This is a genomic window from Mycobacterium sp. RTGN6, assembly GCF_033804605.1.
Classification (GTDB): Bacteria; Actinomycetota; Actinomycetes; order Mycobacteriales; family Mycobacteriaceae; genus Mycobacterium.
On sequence record NZ_JAPZKZ010000003.1, the window covers coordinates 261,931 to 276,569 of the forward strand.

The 14,639-nt window shown below is 68.9% G+C and carries 16 protein-coding genes; 9 read left to right on the forward strand and 7 right to left on the reverse strand.

The genetic code is table 11. The features are described 5' to 3' along the window. Positions 1-86 precede the first annotated feature (86 nt). Positions 87-1,043, forward strand: coding sequence for an o-succinylbenzoate synthase (locus SLQ33_RS09320; protein ID WP_319453833.1), 957 nt, complete (start codon positions 87-89; stop codon positions 1,041-1,043). Positions 1,044-1,047: 4 nt separating this feature from the next. Here the strand turns inward: SLQ33_RS09320 and SLQ33_RS09325 are convergent, their stop codons facing one another. Both SLQ33_RS09325 and SLQ33_RS09330 read right to left on the reverse strand, forming a co-directional pair. Then, entirely contained in the window at positions 1,048-1,728 is a 681-nt protein-coding gene (locus tag SLQ33_RS09325) for a DsbA family protein (RefSeq protein WP_319453534.1), read from the reverse strand. A 40-nt stretch (positions 1,729-1,768) separates the two neighbouring features. Then, positions 1,769-2,941: a cytochrome P450 gene (locus tag SLQ33_RS09330; RefSeq protein WP_319453535.1), complete on the reverse strand. Its 1,173-nt coding sequence runs from the start codon at positions 2,939-2,941 to the stop codon at positions 1,769-1,771. Between the two features lie 148 nt (positions 2,942-3,089). On the opposite strand from SLQ33_RS09330, the gene SLQ33_RS09335 reads away from it, so the two are divergent. The 5 genes from SLQ33_RS09335 (at position 3,090) to SLQ33_RS09355 (ending at position 7,856) form a co-directional block, all read left to right on the forward strand. Continuing rightward, positions 3,090-4,058 carry a GlxA family transcriptional regulator gene (locus tag SLQ33_RS09335; RefSeq protein ID WP_319453536.1) on the forward strand — a complete coding sequence of 323 codons (969 nt, stop codon included), beginning with the start codon at positions 3,090-3,092 and terminating at the stop codon, positions 4,056-4,058. Positions 4,059-4,068: 10 nt separating this feature from the next. Continuing rightward, a complete protein-coding gene (locus SLQ33_RS09340) occupies positions 4,069-4,812 on the forward strand; it encodes a DJ-1/PfpI family protein (RefSeq protein ID WP_319453537.1) in 744 nt (247 codons plus the stop codon). 66 nt (positions 4,813-4,878) lie between these two features. After that, on the forward strand, positions 4,879-5,661 hold the full coding sequence (locus SLQ33_RS09345; protein WP_319453538.1) for an alpha/beta hydrolase: 783 nt from the start codon (positions 4,879-4,881) through the stop codon (positions 5,659-5,661). A 12-nt stretch (positions 5,662-5,673) separates the two neighbouring features. Continuing rightward, a complete protein-coding gene (gene menD, locus SLQ33_RS09350; RefSeq protein WP_319453539.1) occupies positions 5,674-7,320 on the forward strand; it encodes a 2-succinyl-5-enolpyruvyl-6-hydroxy-3-cyclohexene-1-carboxylic-acid synthase in 1,647 nt (548 codons plus the stop codon). Further along, positions 7,317-7,856 carry a DUF3592 domain-containing protein gene (locus SLQ33_RS09355; RefSeq protein ID WP_413467617.1) on the forward strand — a complete coding sequence of 180 codons (540 nt, stop codon included), beginning with the start codon at positions 7,317-7,319 and terminating at the stop codon, positions 7,854-7,856. Before menD ends, SLQ33_RS09355 begins: the two co-directional genes overlap by 4 nt. On the opposite strand, the gene SLQ33_RS09360 is transcribed toward SLQ33_RS09355, so the two are convergent. Continuing rightward, complete coding sequence (locus SLQ33_RS09360) at positions 7,817-8,512, reverse strand: DsbA family protein (protein WP_319453540.1); 696 nt, start codon at positions 8,510-8,512, stop codon at positions 7,817-7,819. The genes SLQ33_RS09355 and SLQ33_RS09360 overlap by 40 nt on opposite strands. Before the next feature lie 87 nt (positions 8,513-8,599). Here SLQ33_RS09360 and SLQ33_RS09365 point away from each other — a divergent pair, with 87 nt between their 5' ends. Next, positions 8,600-9,727 (forward strand): glycosyltransferase family 1 protein, encoded by a 1,128-nt coding sequence (locus SLQ33_RS09365; RefSeq protein ID WP_319453541.1) that lies wholly within the window; start codon positions 8,600-8,602, stop codon positions 9,725-9,727. A 4-nt stretch (positions 9,728-9,731) separates the two neighbouring features. On the opposite strand, the gene SLQ33_RS09370 is transcribed toward SLQ33_RS09365, so the two are convergent. Further along, on the reverse strand, positions 9,732-10,556 hold the full coding sequence (locus SLQ33_RS09370; RefSeq protein WP_319453542.1) for an SDR family oxidoreductase: 825 nt from the start codon (positions 10,554-10,556) through the stop codon (positions 9,732-9,734). Positions 10,557-10,625: 69 nt separating this feature from the next. Between SLQ33_RS09370 and SLQ33_RS09375 the strand changes: the two genes are divergently transcribed. Next, positions 10,626-11,312 carry a demethylmenaquinone methyltransferase gene (locus SLQ33_RS09375; RefSeq protein WP_319453543.1) on the forward strand — a complete coding sequence of 229 codons (687 nt, stop codon included), beginning with the start codon at positions 10,626-10,628 and terminating at the stop codon, positions 11,310-11,312. Between the two features lie 6 nt (positions 11,313-11,318). On the opposite strand, the gene SLQ33_RS09380 is transcribed toward SLQ33_RS09375, so the two are convergent. The 3 genes from SLQ33_RS09380 to menJ all read right to left on the reverse strand — a co-directional run bounded on the left by SLQ33_RS09380 (position 11,319) and on the right by menJ (position 13,571). Next, the gene (locus SLQ33_RS09380; protein WP_319453544.1) at positions 11,319-11,912 is read right to left on the reverse strand and encodes a hypothetical protein; all 594 of its coding nucleotides are present in this window, start codon (positions 11,910-11,912) and stop codon (positions 11,319-11,321) included. 116 nt (positions 11,913-12,028) lie between these two features. Further along, on the reverse strand, positions 12,029-12,262 hold the full coding sequence (locus SLQ33_RS09385) for a hypothetical protein (protein WP_319453545.1): 234 nt from the start codon (positions 12,260-12,262) through the stop codon (positions 12,029-12,031). A gap of 88 nt (positions 12,263-12,350) precedes the next feature. After that, on the reverse strand, positions 12,351-13,571 hold the full coding sequence (gene menJ, locus SLQ33_RS09390) for a menaquinone reductase (protein WP_319453546.1): 1,221 nt from the start codon (positions 13,569-13,571) through the stop codon (positions 12,351-12,353). 21 nt (positions 13,572-13,592) lie between these two features. Between menJ and grcC1 the strand changes: the two genes are divergently transcribed. Further along, positions 13,593-14,600 carry a nonaprenyl/(2E,6E)-farnesyl/geranylgeranyl diphosphat synthase gene (gene grcC1 / locus SLQ33_RS09395; RefSeq protein ID WP_319453547.1) on the forward strand — a complete coding sequence of 336 codons (1,008 nt, stop codon included), beginning with the start codon at positions 13,593-13,595 and terminating at the stop codon, positions 14,598-14,600. Positions 14,601-14,639 lie beyond the last annotated feature (39 nt).

The following is a 14,639-nucleotide window of genomic DNA, read 5'->3' on the forward strand; positions in this document are numbered from 1 at the left end:
GAAGGCAGTTTCACTCGCTCCGCCGCATCAGGCGTAGGTAGTTCGCTACTCGACTTCTTCGTGCGGTCATGCAGTATTGAGACGTGATGCCGCCGCTGGACGACCTGCTGGAGGGGTTGCGCGTGGTCTCGCTGCCCATGCGAGTTCGCTTCCGCGGAATCGACGTTCGCGAGTTGGCGCTGATCGAGGGGCCACGCGGCTGGGGCGAGTTCGGTGCCTTCCTCGAGTACGAGCCGCCCGAAGCCGTGCACTGGCTGGCGTCCGCCGTCGAAGCCGCCTACGACAAGGCACCCGCACCGGTGCGCGACCGCATCCCCATCAACGCCACCGTGCCCGCCGTCGACGCCGCGCGCGTGCCCGAGGTGCTCGCGCGCTTCCCCGGCGCCGGCACCGCGAAGGTCAAGGTGGCCGAGCCGGGGCAGTCGTTGGTCGACGACGTCGCCCGGGTCAACGCCGTGCGTGCACTGGTCCCGACCGTGCGCGTCGACGCCAACGGCTGCTGGACGGTGGAGCAGGCCGTCGCCGCCATCGCCGCGCTGACCGCCGACGGGCCACTGGAATACGTGGAGCAGCCGTGCGCGACGGTGCCCGAACTGGCCGAGGTGCGGGCGCGCGTAGACGTCCCAGTCGCCGCCGACGAGAGCATCCGCAAGGCCGAGGACCCGCTGCACGTCGTGCGGGCGCGGGCGGCGGACGTCGCGGTCGTGAAGGTGGCGCCACTGGGCGGGGTGCGGCCGCTGCTCGACATCGCCGCGCACATCGACGTGCCGATCGTCGTGTCGAGTGCGTTGGACTCGGCGGTTGGCATGTCGCGGGGGCTGCTGGCCGCCGCGTGCCTGCCCGACCTGCGCCACGCGTGCGGGCTTGGCACCGGGGGGCTGTTCGTCGACGACGTCGCGGCGCCGCTGGTGCCCGTCGACGGCTACCTACCCGTCGCGCCCGTCGTTCCGGAGGCCGCGCGGCTGGACGCGCTGGCCGCCGCCGCCGAGCGCAGGCAGTGGTGGATCGAGCGGGTCGTCGCCTGCTACGCGCTACTGCGTTGACGGACTAGCCCACCAGGTCGTCGAGCCAACTGGGATCGTCGAAGTTGACGTTTGTCTCGTGGACGGTGTCGTAGATGGTCGGCGTGGCGGCGGGGACGCCGTAGTCGTCCATCAGTGCGATGTTCCCGTCGCTCACCTCGTCCGCGTCGATGGCGGGCTCGCCCGCGGCGATCCGGTTGACCGTATCTGCGGACACGCCAACGTCATTCGCGATTTGCGCGAGCCCGTCGTCGTTGGGCGGCGACGCCGTCGACAAGAGCTCCTTGTAGATCCCCTGGATGAACTCCCACACCAGTTCGGGCGTGGGGTGGTCGTCCGGCGAGGCGACGAGGAAGATCGCGTTGGTGGCCCGCGCCGAGTAGTCGTTGCCGCCGAAGTCCAGGAACGTGACGGGTCGGATCGTGACGGAGAGCTGGCCATCCTTGACGTGGTCGCCGATCGCGTCGCCGTACTGTCCGATGAACTGCCCGCAGTGGGGGCACTGCGGTTCGATGAACAGGTCGATCGCGGCGTCCTCCGACGAACCGATGATGACGCCGTAGCCGTCGTCGCTGAGCGACACTTCGGCCCCGACCGCGCTGGCCTTCTGTCCTGCGATGGCGCGGCCCGTGACGGTCGTCGCGCATCCCGCTAGGAGCAGCACCGACAGCATCGCAACCGAACCTGCCAGCCTGCGCATCCACATGCTCGCGAACTCTATGCGTTCGCGCCCACGGGCGGCGTCCCTAGCCGACGGGAAACTGCAGCGGTAGTGACGTGAGATGAATGGTGCTCGACGGCCACCGCACCGACGGGGTCCCCGCCAGCGTGTAATCCGGAATGCGTGCGTGGAACTCCTCGATGGTCAGCCGCAGCTCACGGCGCGCGAGGTGCGAACCCAGGCAGCGGTGGATACCGCCGCCGAAGCCCAGGTGCGTGGCGCGCGCGGCTAGGTCGATCGTGTGCAGATCGGCTGAATGCGGACCCTCGCGGTTGGCGGTGCCGAGCAGCAGCGCCACGTGCGAGCCGGCCGGGATGAGCGTGCCTGCCACCTCGACGTCCCTCGTGGTCACGCGCGGCACCATCGGCACTGGCCCGTCCAGCCGGAGCATCTCCTCGACGAACGGCGAGATCAAGCCGGGGTCGTCGAGCAGTCGCTGTCGTAGGGCGGTGTTCTGTGCGAGCTCCAGCATGCAGAAGCCGATGGCGCCCGTCACGGTGTCGAGTCCGGCGAGCACCATCAGAAAGCACATGCCGAGGATTTCGGGCTCCGACCACGCGTCGTCGCCGGACATCGCGAGGATGTCGCTGAGCATGTCGTCGGCCGGGGTCGCCCGCTTGAGCGCCACGTGTTTCTGGAGATATTCGAATAGCGCCAACGAGCTGGCGAGCTGTCGTTCCGAGGGCTCGTTGGCCAGCATGTTGACGCTTTCGACGCGAATCATGCCGGCGATCCAGTCCAGGAACCTTGGCAGGTCCTCCAGCGGCAGGCCCAGCAGCGTCAGAATGGCCTGGGTCGGAAACTTCACCGCCAGATCGGCGACCACGTCACACGTCCCGGTGTCGGCGAACTCGTCGATGTGGGTCCGCACCTGGGCGCGCAGACTGGACTCGATCCGGTCGATCCGCTTCGGCCCGAACAGCGGGTCGAGCATCCGGCGATAGTGCCTGTGTGCCGGCGGGTCGATCGCGAGCGGGATCATCGTGATGGTGGCGCTGATCGCGTCGAACGCCTTGGCCGACGAGAACACCTCCGGGTGTGTCTGCGCGTAGCGCACGCCCTCGAAGCTGGTGATGTACCACATGTCACCAGCTCGGTAGACCTCGCCGGGGTCGCGCAGATACTTCATGGCCGCCGTGCGGTTCTCCGCAACGGGGGCCTCGTCGTAATAGGTGCTGGCAAGTTCGACCGTCGTCATGGAGCGAAGGGTAACGAGACCAGCAGTCTCGTATGCCGGGATCCGGCAGAAAAATTGTCGAATGCGTCAATGTCGTAAAACGACTCATGTCCTAATTGGTGGGGTCCACGGCATAGACGACACACGGTCGGTCGCCAACACTGAAGAGGTGATGCGTTCGGTGGTCGTGGTGGGGTTCGAGGGCGTGCAGGCGCTCGACCTCGTGGGGCCATTCGACGTGTTCACGGGGGCCACGGTGTGCCTGGCCGCCGGCGGGCGCTCCGACGACGGCTACGAGGTGTCGCTGGCCTCTGTCGGTGGCGGTCCCGTCAGCACCGGCAACGGGCTCGACCTCGTCGCCAAGGATCTGCCGGACCCCGCGGGGCCGTTCGACACCGTCGTGCTGCCGGGTGGATTCGGCACCGCTGCCGCGCGTGACGACGCGAATCTGATCGCCTGGATCGAGGCGGCGGCGCCAAACGCGCGCCGGGTGGTCAGCGTCTGCAACGGCGCCATGCTCGCGGCCGAGGCCGGGTTGCTCGACGGCTGCGTCGCCACCACGCACTGGGCGTTCGCGGCACGGCTGGCCGACGAGTACCCCGCCGTCAAGGTCGATCCCGAGCCGATCTTCGTGCGCAGCTCCGAGAAGGTGTGGACGGCGGCAGGCGTCACCTCGGGCATCGACCTGACGCTGGCGCTCGTCGAGGACGACTACGGCACCGAGGTCGCGCAGACGGTGGCCCGCTGGCTGGTGATGTATCTGCGCCGGCCCGGCGGGCAGACGCAGTTCGCCGCGCCGGTGTGGATGCCGAGGGCCAAGCGCGAACCGATCCGCGAGGTGCAGGAGGCCATCGAAACCCGGCCCGGCGCAGCGCACTCTGTGCCCGACCTCGCCCGGCGCGCCGCGATGAGCCCGCGCCACTTCACCCGGGTGTTCACCGACGAAGTCGGCGAGGCGCCAGGAGCGTACGTCGAGCGCGTGCGCACCGAGGCCGCGCGGCGGCAGCTCGAAGAAACCGACGACACCGTCACCGTGATCGCGTCGCGGTGCGGGTTCGGCACCGCAGAAACCATGCGGCGCAACTTCGTTCGACGAATGGGCATATCGCCCGACCAGTACCGCAAGACCTTCGCCTAGAGGAGTGGACATGCAGATCGCCATCGTGTTGTACCCAGGTTTCACCGCGCTCGACTTCATCGGCCCCTACGAGATATTGCGCAACCTGCCCGACGCCGAGGTGCGCTTCGTCTGGCACGAGCCGGGCCCCATCGCCGCCGACTCGGGTGTACTGCTCGTCGGCGCCACGCACTCCTTCGACGAAACCCCAACGCCTGACATCGTTCTGGTGCCGGGTGGCATGTCGACGTTCGAGCACGCCCGCGACGAGAAGGTGCTCGACTGGGTGCGTCGCGCCCACGAGACCAGCACCTGGACGACGTCGGTGTGCTCGGGATCGGCGATCCTCGCCGCGGCCGGGGTGCTGAAGGGCAAGCGCGCGACGTCGCACTGGATGGTGGTCCCGATGCTCAAGGCGTTCGGCGTCACGCCGGTCGGCAACGAGCGGATCGTCCAGGAGGGCAAGCTCGTGACGTGCGCTGGGGTGTCCGCCGGGCTGGACATGGCGCTGTGGCTGGCCGGCGAGATCGTCGGCGAGTCGAAGGCCAAGGCCATCCAACTCGTCATCGAGTACGACCCGCAGCCGCCCTTCGACTCCGGCCACCTGTCCAAGGCGTCCGCGGCGACGAAGGCGTTGGCCACCACCGCGCTGTCGAAGGACATGGTGCGGGGCGGACAACTCACCGCCCCGGTGCGGCTGATGTGGGACCGCGCCATCGGCGCCGTCCGCGACCGCGGCAAGAAGGCCCGCCAACCTGCGATTTCGGCGCGCTAACGGACGCTCAGCTTCCGAAACCGCGCCGAAATCGCAGGGGAGGCGCAGTCCAGTAGGGTCGGGCGCGTGAATTTGGCGTACGACGACCGCGGCTCCGGGGACCCCGTTCTGTTCATCGCGGGTCGTGGGGGAGCGGGCCGGACGTGGCACTTGCACCAGGTGCCCGCGTTCCAGCGCGCCGGCTACCGCGTCATCACGTTCGACAACCGCGGCATCGGCGCCACCGAGAACGCGACGGGTTTCACCACCGAGCAGATGGTCGGCGACGTCGCGGCGCTCATCGAGAAACTCGACGCCGCCCCGGTGCGCATCGTCGCGGTGTCGATGGGCTCGTTCGTCGCTCAGGAGCTCATGGTCGCCCGCCCGGAGTTGGTGTCGGCCGCCGTGCTGATGGCCACCCGCGGCCGCGAGGACCGGATGCGGGACTTCGGCCGCACCGCCGAGCGAGACCTCCTGGCCGCAGGCATCGAGCTCCCGCCGAGTTACGACGCGAAGGTCCGGCTGTTGGAGAACTTCTCCCCGACCACCCTGAACGACGACACGGCCGTGCGCGACTGGATCGACATGTTCACCATGTGGCCCACCAAGATGACGCCGGGGCTACACGCGCAGGTCGACGTGGCGCCCGCGCAGAACCGGCTCTCCGCTTACCGAAGCATTGCGGCTCCGGTGCTGGTGATCGGGTTCGCCGACGACATCATGCTGCCTGCGTACCTGGGGCGCGAGGTGGCCGACGCCATCCCGAACGGTCGCTACCTGCAGATACCCGATGCCGGGCACCTCGGCTTCATCGAGCGGCCCGACGTCGTGAACGCTGCGGCGCTGGAATTCTTCGGTGGTGCCGTATGACACGCTGTAGTGGTGGTTAACCCCTCGACGACGCAGGCTCGCATCGTCGTCGACGAACTGATCCGCGGCGGCGTCCGCGACGTCGTGCTGTGCCCTGGTTCGCGCAATGCACCGCTGGCGTTCGCGCTGTCCGACGCCGATCGGGCGGGCCGGCTGCGGCTGCACGTCCGCATCGACGAACGCACCGCGGGCTACCTGGCGATCGGGCTGGCCGTCGCCGCAGGCGCGCCGGTGTGCGTGGCGATGACGTCGGGTACGGCGGTGGCCAACCTTGGGCCCGCGGTCGTCGAAGCGAACTACGCGCGGGTGCCGCTGATCGTGTTGAGTGCCAACCGGCCCTACGAACTTCTGGGCACGGGCGCGAACCAGACGATGGAGCAGCTCGGCTACTTCGGCACGCAGGTGCGGGCCACCATCAGCCTCGGACTCGCCGAGGGTGCCGTCGAGACGATCGACGCGCTCAACGCGCAGTGGCGCTCGGCGACGTGCCGAGTCCTGGTGGCCGCCAAGGGTTCCCGCAGTGCCAACGCGGGTCCGGTGCAGTTCGACATCCCGCTGCGCGAGCCATTGGTGCCCGACGCCGACGACGCAGGGGAGACGCCGCCAGGGCGACCCGACGGCGTGGCGTGGACGTACACCCCGCCGGTGAGCTTCGATCAGCCGCTCGACGTCGACGTCACCCCCGACACGATCGTCATCGCGGGGCACGGCGCTGGCGCGCACGCCAACCTCGCCGCGCTGCCCACCGTCGCCGAGCCGACGGCTCCGCCCGCCGCGAACCCGCTGCACCCGATGGCGCTGCCCGGGCTGAGGCCGCAGCAGGTCATCATGCTGGGCCGCCCGACGCTGCACCGGCCGGTGTCGACGTTGCTCGCCGATTCCTCGGTGCCGGTGTTTGCGCTGACCACCGGCCCGCGTTGGCCCGACGTGTCGGGAAATTCGCAGGCCACCGGCACTCGCGCGGTGACGACCGGCACGCCCGATCCGGCCTGGCTGGCCCGTTGCGCCAAGGCCAACGCCCATGCCGTCGCGACGGTGCGCGCGCAGCTGGCGGCGCATCCGCTGACGACGGGGCTGCACGTGGCCGCGGCCGTCGTCGAGGCGCTGCGGCCTGGCGACCAGCTGGTGCTCGGGGCGTCGAACCCGGTGCGCGACGCCGCGCTCGTCGGGCTGATCCCCACGGACGTCAAGGTGCGGTCGAACCGCGGGGTGGCAGGCATCGACGGCACGGTGTCGACGGCCATCGGCGCCGCGCTGGCCCACGAGCGCTCGGGCGGCGACCAGGTGCCACGCACCGTCGCACTCATCGGCGATCTCACGTTCGTGCACGACAGCTCGGGCCTGCTGATCGGCCCCACCGAGCCGACGCCGAAGAACCTGACCATCGTGGTGTCCAACGACAACGGCGGCGGCATCTTCGAGCTCCTCGAGCAGGGCGATCCGCGGTTCTCCGACGTGTCCGCGCGCATCTTCGGCACTCCGCACGACGTCGACGTCGGCGCGCTATGCCGCGCGTATCACGTGGAGAGCCGCCAGGTCGAGGTCGACGGTCTCGCCGACGCGCTGAACGAACCGGGCGATGGGATGCGGGTGCTGGAGGTGAAGGCCGACCGCTCGTCGTTGCGGGCGTTGCACGCGTCGATCAAGGCAGCGCTGTGATCAAGCCGACGATCGCGTGGCTGAAGGCGTTGCGGCGCAGCCTGATTCCGCACCTCTTCGGGGGCGGGGCGGAGACCAAGGCCGAACGCATCATCCGACGGGTGCGGGTCGGTTTCGTGATCGCTGCATGCCTGGTGACGTTCCAGTCGGTACTGCTGGTGGTCGGCGCGTGGCGCAACGACCGGCAGATCGAGCGGCACATGGGCGTCGCGGCGGCCGAGGTGCTGGACGCCGGCCCCCGTCGGTCGACCATCGAGTTCGTCACGCCGGACCGCGTCACCTACCGCCCCGAGCTCGGTGTGCTGTATCCGTCCGAATTAGACACGGGCATGCGGATTTACGTCGAATACGACAAGACGAACCCCGACCTGGTCCGGGTTCAGGATCGTGACGCGTCCCTGTCGATCATTCCGGCCGGGTCGATCGCGGTGGTGGCCTGGCTGGTCGCAGGTGCGGCCCTGATCGGGTTGGGTCGGCTGCAGCGCAGGCTGGGTCGTCAGGAACCCATCACCTTGGAAAGCCAGTCGTCGTCGTAGATGTCGAGCTTCTCGTCCTTGTTCATGTCGTAGGCCGTCGGGGTGCCCGTGTCGACGGAATCGATCTGGTAGAGGAACTCGAAGTTGGTGTCCTGCATGTCCTTCGTGTCGACGGCGGGGTCACCTGAGCCGATGCGGGCTGCGATGTCATCGGGTATGCCTGCGGTGCGGGCCATTTCAGCGAGCTCGTCGGTGGTGGGGTGGTCGGCGCCTGCGGCGTACTGCGTCCATGCCTCCTCGACGAAACGCTGGAACGCGATCGCGTCGGTCGTCGTGACGTGCTCTTCGCCGCCGCCTGAGGTGGCCGCGTCGAACATGGCGTTGGCGACGCGATCGGAGTGCTGGTTGGCGCCGGTGTCCAGGAACGTCACGGGCCGGTAGGTGACCGCGAGCTGCCCCATCGCGATGTAGTGGCGCAATTGTTCACCGAAGTCGGCTTGCAGGTCGGCGCAGTGGTTGCACTGCGGTTCGGTGTAGAGCTCCAGTTGAACTGGGGCGTCGGCGAATCCAATCTTGATACCGAAGCCGTCCTCGACGATGACGACGGGCGGCTTGTTGGGGTCGGGCTGCGCGGTCCCGGTAACCTGGCGGGTGCAGCCGGTGGTGGCGACGAGGAGGCTTGCCACCAGCGCGAGGATGACGGCCGTGCGGCCCATGCGTCCAGTATGCCGTGGCCTCAAGGCTTCGCGTGTCGTATCCCTGTTCGCAACCTTTCAGACAGGCGGCGGTGGGACTGTACTCGTGTGCGCGTTGCGATCGTCGCAGAAAGCTTCCTCCCGAATGTCAACGGTGTCACCAACTCGGTGCTTCGGGTGATGGAGCATCTCCGTCGCACGGGTCACGAAGTCATCGTCATCGCTCCCGATACCCCGCCCGGTCAGCCACCCGCGGACCGCGTTTACGAAGGCGTGCGCATCCACCGGGTGCCGTCGCGGATGTTCCCGAAGGTCACGTCGCTGCCGCTGGGCATTCCGTGGCCGCGGATGGTCAAGGTGTTGCGCGGCTTCAACCCCGACGTGATCCACCTGGCATCGCCCGCGCTGCTCGGCTGGGGTGGAGTGCACGCCGCCCGGCATCTCGGAGTGCCGACGGTCGCCGTGTTCCAAACGGACATCGCGGGATTCGCAGAGAGCTACGGCGTCGGCGTCATGTCGCGCGTCGCCTGGATGTGGACGCGACGCCTGCACAGCAAGGCCGATCGGACGCTCGCGCCGTCCACGTCGGCCATGGAAAATCTTGTTGCGCATCGCATTCCGCGTGTTCACCATTGGGGCCGCGGGGTCGACGTGACGGGCTACGTTCCTTCGGCGCGCGACGATGCGTTGCGCGCCCGCTGGTCGCCGGACGGCAAGCCGATCGTGGGGTTCGTCGGGCGGTTGGCGCCGGAGAAGCACGTCGAGCGGCTCGCCGGGTTGGCGGCGCGCGACGATCTCCAGGTGGTGATCGTCGGCGACGGAGTCGACAAGGCCAAGCTCGAGACGCTGATGCCGTCTGCGGTGTTCACCGGAGCGCTGTACGGGCCTGCGCTCGCCACGGCGTACGCGAGCATGGACGTGTTCGTGCACCCGGGTGAGCACGAGACCTTCTGCCAGGCGGTCCAGGAGGCGATGGCCTCGGGACTGCCGGTGATCGCGCCCGATGCTGGTGGCCCGCGCGACCTGGTGACGCCGATGCACACCGGATTGCTGCTTCCCGTACCGGATTTCGAGGCGAAGTTGAACGCCGCTGCGGACCATCTGCTCGCCGAGCGGCAGCGGTATTCGGTGGCGGCGCGGCGCAGCGTGCTGTCCCGCACGTGGCCCGCGGTGTGCGAGCAGTTGGTTGGTCACTACGAAGAAGTCGTCGGCAAGCGCGGCGTCAAAGCCGCTTAACCGCTCAGCCCTGGGCCAGCTCCGCGACCGGCTGCCATTCCTCCCACGTCGCCAGGCGGCTCTCGTAGTCGGCCTTGGCCAATTCGAACGGCTTCTCGCCGAAGAAGACCCGCAGCGGCGGCGGGGAGGCGTCGACGACCTTGAGGATGGCCTTCGCCGACGCCGTCGGATCGCCGGGTGTCGGCATCCGCTGCGCGCGCTTGCGGTTGGCCTCCTCGTGGACCTCCGCGTAGGCCTCCAACTCTGTGGCCCGCTTGGACGACGGCCCGGACCAATCGGTGTCGAAGCCGCCTGGCTCGATGAGCGTGACGTGGATGCCGAACGTCTCGACCTCCTGCGCAAGCGCCTGCGAGAAGCCCTCGAGCGCCCACTTCGAGGCGTGGTAGATGCCGACGTTCTGGAACGCGGTGATGCCGCCGATCGACGACACCTGCACGATGTGCCCGCTGCGCTGCGCCCGCAGGAACGGCAAAGCCGCCTGCGTCACCCACAGCGCGCCGAAGACGTTCGTCTCGAGCTGGTCGCGCGCTTCGGCCTCGGTCAGCTCCTCGATGAACCCGAACTGCCCGTAGCCGGCGTTGTTCACGACGACGTCGAGCCGCCCGAAGTGTTCGTGGGCAGCCTTGACGGCGGCGAAGTCGGCTTCGCGGTCGGTGACGTCGAGCTTGATGGGCAGCAGCGCGTCGCCGTACTTCGTCAGCAGATCGTCGAGCGTCGACAGGTCGCGCGCGGTCGCGGCCACCTTGTCGCCCCGCTCGAGCGCGGCAATCGTCCATTCGCGCCCGAACCCGCGCGAGGCCCCCGTGATGAACCAGATCTTCTCAGCCATGTGCGGTACCAACGCCAGCACGGTCCACCCATTCCCGGACGGCCGAACTTCACAGGTAGCTTTGATCGCGTGAGCCGGGCGACGCTGGACAAGGATCCGCACGAGGTCGCGTCGATGTTCGACGCCGTCGCCCGCCGGTACGACATCACCAACACCGTGCTTTCGCTTGGCCAGGACCGCTCCTGGCGGCGGGCCACCAGGGCGGCGCTTCAGATCGGGTCGGGCGACAAGGTGCTGGACCTGGCCGCGGGAACCGCGGTGTCGACGGTGGAACTCGCCAAGTCCGGAGCGTGGTGCGTGGCCTGCGACTTCTCCGTCGGGATGCTGAAGGCGGGTGCGGAGCGCGACGTGCCGAAGATCGCGGGTGACGCGACGAGGCTGCCCTTCGACGACGGCGTCTTCGACGCGGTCACCATCAGCTTCGGCCTGCGCAACGTCAATCCGCACGTCGAGGGGCTGCGGGAGCTGGCGCGCGTGACGAGGCCCGGTGGCCGGTTGGTGGTGTGTGAGTTCTCGACGCCGACGAACCGGCTGTTCTCGACCGTCTACAAGGAGTACCTGATGCAGGCGCTGCCGCGGATGGCCGGCCTCGTGTCCAGCGACCCGGAGTCGTATCAGTACCTGGCCGAGTCGATCCGGGCGTGGCCCACCCAAGCTGAACTGGCGCGAGACATCGCGTCGGCCGGTTGGTCGGCGGTGCGGTGGCGCAACCTCAGTGGCGGCATCGTCGCCCTGCACGCGGCCGTCAAGCCGTAGCGCGCTTTAGTCGCAGTCGCCGCAGCGCCCGCTCGGAAGTAGCTGCAGGTTGCACTGCGGGCAGAACTTGGGCGCGACGGGTTCCGGCTTGGCCCTGACGACCTTGCGCACCTTGACCGTCGACTGCGGCGAGGGGTTGCGTCCGGTCAGCTTGGTCCGGTCCCATCCGGCGGCCTCGCGGCGTGAGAAGTGGTCGTAGCATTCGACCCGCGTCTCGGCGGCGGCACGCTGCAGATTCTTCGGAAGTGGTTGTCCGGCAATGGCATAGGTGCCTGCGTAACCGTCGCCCACGTCCAGTGTTCCCTCGCTGACCACCAGCGCAGTCAGCTGCGGCTCCCCGTTGCGCACGCACATCTCGGCCACCAGCGCCAGCGGCTTGCCGATCCAGTCTGCCGTCAGGACTGGCGTCTCGATGCTGGTGACGATCTGGACCGTGTCCGCGACATCCTGGTAGCTGATGTGGCCATCGGGTTGTCGCGCGACGTCGACGAGGGCGTCGTATCCGGCGCGGGCCCACGCGTACACGGCGTCACCGAAGTCGACCGGGGTTCCGTCGTCGCTCCGGAAGGGGCCGGGAACGACTTGCGCATCGGCTTCCATGGCTTGACCATAACGCCGCGGAGCGGCGATCCCCGCGCCGCGGCACGGCCAGTCTGCGAGCCTTCACCTCGGCTTCGCCGACCCGTCACGTCACCGTGACGCTCGACACCCCGCCGTCAGCCGATGGAACTAACGGCGCTGTTGGCGTCCGGCGCGACCGCGTACTCGGGGTGGGGCTGCTGAACCACCGGCGGCTGCTGTCCCCCCACGGGCACGCAGCTGCCGACGAACACGACTTCTTCGCACGGCGCCCCTGGATTGGCCGACGCTGGCACACAGAGCACGAAGGGGATCACCGCGCTGGCCACCGCGACCAGTGCGCGTCGCATCGTCGACCTCGTACCGGGCATATCGTGGACCTTCCGCCGACGAACATCCCGTGTGCGCAGCAGAGTAATCCCGCAATCGCGCAGGTAGCGCGTTTCTGCAAAACGGCCGTCAGCTAAACGGAGGGCGCGTGTCCAGCCGGCGCGAACCGGCCCCGGCACGACGCCAGACGCGCGCGGTCCAGTCGGCGTCCTCGTCGGTGACCAGGTTGCCCATCACCCGCACCGCGATGCCCATGAGGCGCTTTGAGCGCATCGCAACCGGTCCCGTCGCGGGCAGGAAGCGCGGGATGGTCAGCAAGAGGCCCAGCCGGCGGGCCACGGAGAAGCCGCGAGCGTAGTGACGCCGCAGTTCGGCGGGCCAGGCCAGCGTGAGGTCACCGGCGCCCAGCATTTCGGCGGCCAGCCGGCCGGTCTCGAGCCCGTAGTCGATGCCTTCGCCGTTGAGCGGGTTGATGCAGGCCGCGGCGTCGCCGATCAGCATCCAGTTCGGCCCCGCGACCCCCGATACCGCGCCGCCCATCGGCAGCAGCGCTGACAACCCGGCCCGCGGTTCGCCGGTGAAGCCCCACTCTTCCCGGTGAAGGCCCGCGTAGTACGACATCAGCGGGCGCAGGGCGACGTCGGCGGGTCGTTTGGCGGTGGCCAGCGCGCCGACGCCGATGTTCACCTCGCCGTTGCCGAGCGGGAAGATCCACCCGTAGCCGGGCAGCACGTCGCCGTCGGGGGAGCGCAGTTCGAGGTGCGACGTGATCCAGGGCTCGTTGGCCCGCGGAGTCGCGAGGTACCCGCGGATCGCGGTGCCGTAGACGGTTTCCCGGTGCCAGGTGCGGCCGAGTGCGCGACCGAGCGTGGAGCGCGCGCCGTCGGCGACGATGAGTTGTTCACAGCCGAGCTCGGTGCCGTCGTCGAGCACCACCGACGACACGCGTCCGTTCGAATCATGTTTGACGTCAACCGCTTTGACGCCGAGCAACATCTTGGCCCCGTCATCGGCTGCGACGGCGCGGATGCGCTCGTCGAGCTCGGTGCGCGGCACGGCGCTGCTCGTGGGCGGGAACGACGGGCCTGGCCAGCGGACCTCGACGTCGGCGCCGAAACCCGACATGCGCAGCCCGTGGTGGCGGATGCGGCCGTCGAGCCAGTCGCCGAGGCCAAGCAGTTCCAGTTCGGCCACCGCACGCGGGGTGAGTCCGTCGCCGCACGCCTTGTCCCGAGGGAAGTCGGCCGAGTCGATGACCAGCACGTCACGGCCGTTTCGGACCGCCCACGCCGCGGCGGAGGAACCGGATGGCCCGGCTCCGATCACCACCACGTCACTTTTGGCGGACATGCCTCACAGTATGTTGGACCAATGAAGACACCAGCGACTGTGGTCGCGGGCGTGGACTTCGGCGACGCCGACTTCGCCGCGCGGGTGCGCGACGGAGTGGCGCGTGTCGAGGACCTCATGTCGACGGAGCTGGGCAAAGCCGACGAGTTGATGGCCGAGGCGGTGTCGCACCTCTTCGAGGCCGGAGGCAAGCGGTTCCGGCCGCTGTTCACGGTGTTGTCGGCGCAACTGGGTCCCGACCCCGACGGTTGGCAGGTGACGGTCGCGGGGGCGGTCATCGAGTTGGTGCACCTGGCGACGCTGTACCACGACGACGTGATGGATGAGGCGCAAGTGCGTCGCGGTGCCGAGAGCGCCAACGCGCGGTGGGGCAACAACATCGCGATCCTCGCGGGTGACTACCTGTTTGCGACGGCGTCGCGGCTGGTGTCGCGGCTGGGGCCCGACGCGGTGCGCGTCATCGCCGACACGTTCGCACAGCTGGTCACGGGGCAGATGCGGGAGACGCGTGGCGCCGCCGAGCACGTCGACAACGTCGAGCACTACCTCAAGGTGGTGTACGAGAAGACGGCGTGCCTGATCGCGGCGTCCGGCCGCTTCGGCGCGACGTTCTCGGGCGCCGACGAGGAGCAGATCGAGCGGCTTTCGCGGCTCGGAGGCATCGTCGGAACGGCGTTTCAGATCTCCGACGACATCATCGACATCGAGAGTGACCCCGACGAGTCGGGCAAGCTGCCCGGCACCGACCTGCGCGAGGGCGTGCACACGTTGCCCGTGCTGTACGCGCTGCGGGAGCCGGGGCCCGACGCCGACCGACTGCGTGTCCTGCTCGCCGGACCCGTCGAGAACGACGAGGACGTGGCCGAGGCGCTGGGACTGTTGCGAAAGTCACGAGGCATCGTGGAGGCCAGGGCAACGGTCGCGCGGTACGCCGTTTCGGCACGTGACGAGCTTGCGTACCTTCCCGACGTCCCGGGTCGGCTGGCGCTGGCGAACCTCGTCGACTACACGGTCAACCGGCACGGCTGAGATCCGGAAACTTCCGGAGGCCCCCCGTGCGTTCAGTGC

Bases quoted from the DNA above. Each gene is read 5' to 3' on its own strand.
- SLQ33_RS09320 (WP_319453833.1), top strand. From the start codon at position 87: ATGCCGCCGCTGGACGACCTGCTGGAGGGGTTGCGCGTGGTCTCGCTG.
- SLQ33_RS09360 (WP_319453540.1), bottom strand. From the start codon at position 8,512: ATGGGCCGCACGGCCGTCATCCTCGCGCTGGTGGCAAGCCTCCTCGTC.
- SLQ33_RS09380 (WP_319453544.1), bottom strand. From the start codon at position 11,912: ATGGAAGCCGATGCGCAAGTCGTTCCCGGCCCCTTCCGGAGCGACGAC.
- SLQ33_RS09370 (WP_319453542.1), bottom strand. From the start codon at position 10,556: ATGGCTGAGAAGATCTGGTTCATCACGGGGGCCTCGCGCGGGTTCGGG.
- menJ (WP_319453546.1), bottom strand. From the start codon at position 13,571: ATGTCCGCCAAAAGTGACGTGGTGGTGATCGGAGCCGGGCCATCCGGT.
- SLQ33_RS09340 (WP_319453537.1), top strand. From the start codon at position 4,069: ATGCAGATCGCCATCGTGTTGTACCCAGGTTTCACCGCGCTCGACTTC.
- SLQ33_RS09385 (WP_319453545.1), bottom strand. From the start codon at position 12,262: ATGCCCGGTACGAGGTCGACGATGCGACGCGCACTGGTCGCGGTGGCC.
- grcC1 (WP_319453547.1), top strand. From the start codon at position 13,593: ATGAAGACACCAGCGACTGTGGTCGCGGGCGTGGACTTCGGCGACGCC.
- SLQ33_RS09330 (WP_319453535.1), bottom strand. From the start codon at position 2,941: ATGACGACGGTCGAACTTGCCAGCACCTATTACGACGAGGCCCCCGTT.
- SLQ33_RS09325 (WP_319453534.1), bottom strand. From the start codon at position 1,728: ATGTGGATGCGCAGGCTGGCAGGTTCGGTTGCGATGCTGTCGGTGCTG.